We start from the raw sequence: 2,257 nt of genomic DNA on the forward strand, positions 1-2,257 counted from the left end.
TTGAGATCGGGGGCGGCGTAGAGAGGAGACGACCAGTCAAGTATCATTCAGAGCATTTTCATCTTCTTCTGGTGAACCGGAGTTAGGGTGTTCACCCGATTGGATAGCATGTCAGATCCGTATGAAGCTGATGTATGCCGAGAGTGAAAATAGAGCTTTTTGCCTTGCGTCCCTATACTAGAGCGGCAATTTCCGGGGTCAGAATCCGGGCAAGTGTACCGGAAGCCCCAAGTCGACGTCGGAATTCCCGGGAATTCCGACCACGAGCCCTCGGATTTGATACTTTCACTGAGCCGGTCACTTCTGTCGAACTTGAGAGCCGTGCCTGCCTGGTAAAGTGCACCCCAAAAGGACCGGATAGACCAGAGAGGGAGCCGGAGCCATCGCGCGTACGCGCGGGGTATTTTGGTTGCGGCAGGACGGAGAGACCAGGTAATCAGCGAAGTCTTCGCATAGCCCCGCTGGTAGTTCTTGAAGAACAGGGGCGCAGTCACGGCGGCGAGCCCGGCGCCAGCGGCTAAGCCGGGGCGCTTGCCCGCGCGAGTGACAGCGGCCGCCAGATTCGACGTGAACTCAGCTGGATTCATGGGAGTGTTCTAAAGGGAGGGTTGGGCGGATGCTTGGACTCAAGGCGGGGAGCACGAGGGAAGGGGGTGTGCTGTTGAGGAAGTCCAGATGTTGATCCGCCCGGGGAGGGCCTGTGGGGCTGATTGGAGTGTCGCTAAACGGTGGACTTTGATAGTGCCCAGCATCCAATCACACTGATCATGTAGTTCAATGTTGCGGACCTTGACAGGGTCTGCTTATCAGGAGCAATGTGTATATGAGTGTTTTGTTCGAGATCTCCCCACCCAGCACAGATCGCGATGTATGGGCGCGGCTCTTCGGCCAGCTGATCCGGGAAGCCCGTGAATGTAGGGGTTCAATCGAGTACGTAGCCGGCCGAGCCAGCATGCCGGCCGCCGAATGGGCTGCGATCGAGGCCGGGGAGATCCCGACCTCGATCGAGCAGTTGGAGACACTGGCCGCGGCGCTCGACATGGAATGGCGCGGGATGGTTGCTCTGGTCGGGCTCTGCCGCGATGCCTGGGGCGCCTGATCGGAGCTTAGTACTCATTTACACTTACCTCCGAGAGGAGGTGAGGGCGATCAAACAGAAAGAACAACCGGAACCGGAGCTAACAAGAGTGAATATCAATATCCCAACATCTCTCCACCGCCAATTTAAGTCCGTCACCGCGGCTGAAGGCACCGATATGACACGAGTGCTCGAGGCCTACATCCGGGAGTACGTGGAAAAGCACTCCGCTTCGAACAAGCAGCCGAAAGGAAAGCGGGGATGAAACGGGCCGCGATCTATTTACGGGTGAGCTCGGTCGATCAGCATCCGGAGACGCAGGTCCATGACCTGCGTCAGCTGGCTGCCCAGCGCGGCTACCAAATCATCCAGGAGTATACGGATCGGATCTCCGGCGTGAAGGCTCGCCGGCCAGGCCTGGGTGACTTGATGCGGGATGCTCGCCGGGGTCGCTTCGATGTAGTGCTGGTCTGGGCGTGCGATCGAATCGCACGCTCGACCAGGCATCTGTTAGAGACCCTCGACGAGCTGAACCACTTGAACATCGAGTTCATCTCGTTCCGGGAATCGATCGATACGGCCGGTCCTCTGGGCAGAGCCGTCGTCGTCATCATCGGCGCCATCGCCGAACTCGAACGCAACCTGATCGTCGAGCGCGTTCGTGCCGGCATGCGGCGGGCCAAGCTCGAAGGCCGTCACATCGGCCGCAAGCCCGTCGAGGTCGACCGTGAAGCCATACTCTGCGATCGTCGCCGCGGCGAAAGCCTGCGGCAGATCGCCAGCTACCACAAGGTATCGACGGCAACCGTTCGACGCGTTCTCGCGAGCCATCCCTCGGAGGACAAAGTCGCGTGATCGAGGAATCTGCAGCTGACTTCATACCGCTCTGGATGCTGCTCTCGGCTGTGGCCGGCTTCCTCATCGGCGCGGCCTTCGGCGACAGCGATCGTCACCGTAGATGCCTTCAGCAGATCAACGAGGACCTGCGAAGTGAACTCGACCAGGACCGTGCCTTCGAGGAACCTCTCCTCGACGAAGTGCGCCGCCAGCGACGTGTCATCAACGACATCCACAAGCAGGTTGTCGGTGTGACAAAAGCCCTCCAAAAACGCTCTTCCTAAACCCAGCAAAATCAACGGCCGGATCTCACCGATCCGGCCGTGCCAAAACGTATAGCTT

At 59.1% G+C, this 2,257-nt stretch carries 3 protein-coding genes; 2 read left to right on the forward strand and 1 reads right to left on the reverse strand.

Annotated elements, in window-relative coordinates; all coding sequences use genetic code 11:
- Nucleotides 1–823: 823 nt before the first annotated feature.
- Together DHV10_RS26820 and DHV10_RS26830 are read left to right on the forward strand one after the other, a co-directional pair.
- Nucleotides 824–1,099, forward strand: coding sequence for a helix-turn-helix domain-containing protein (locus DHV10_RS26820; protein WP_109489514.1), 276 nt, complete (start codon nucleotides 824–826; stop codon nucleotides 1,097–1,099).
- A 240-nt stretch (nucleotides 1,100–1,339) separates the two neighbouring features.
- Nucleotides 1,340–1,933, forward strand: a complete 594-nt coding sequence (locus DHV10_RS26830; protein WP_109489516.1) for a recombinase family protein — start codon at nucleotides 1,340–1,342, stop codon at nucleotides 1,931–1,933.
- Here DHV10_RS26830 and DHV10_RS27635 read toward each other — a convergent pair.
- Nucleotides 1,861–2,257 (reverse strand): hypothetical protein (locus DHV10_RS27635; RefSeq protein ID WP_204101551.1); only part of this gene is annotated, 397 nt, incomplete at its 5' end. The two genes, DHV10_RS26830 and DHV10_RS27635, sit on opposite strands and share 73 nt — an antisense overlap.

The organism is Occallatibacter savannae (genome assembly GCF_003131205.1).
GTDB classification, from domain to species: domain Bacteria; phylum Acidobacteriota; class Terriglobia; order Terriglobales; family Acidobacteriaceae; genus Telmatobacter; species Telmatobacter savannae.

Coding starts and splice junctions, on each gene's coding strand:
- DHV10_RS26830 (WP_109489516.1), top strand. CDS start 1,340: ATGAAACGGGCCGCGATCTATTTACGGGTGAGCTCGGTCGATCAGCAT.
- DHV10_RS26820 (WP_109489514.1), top strand. CDS start 824: ATGAGTGTTTTGTTCGAGATCTCCCCACCCAGCACAGATCGCGATGTA.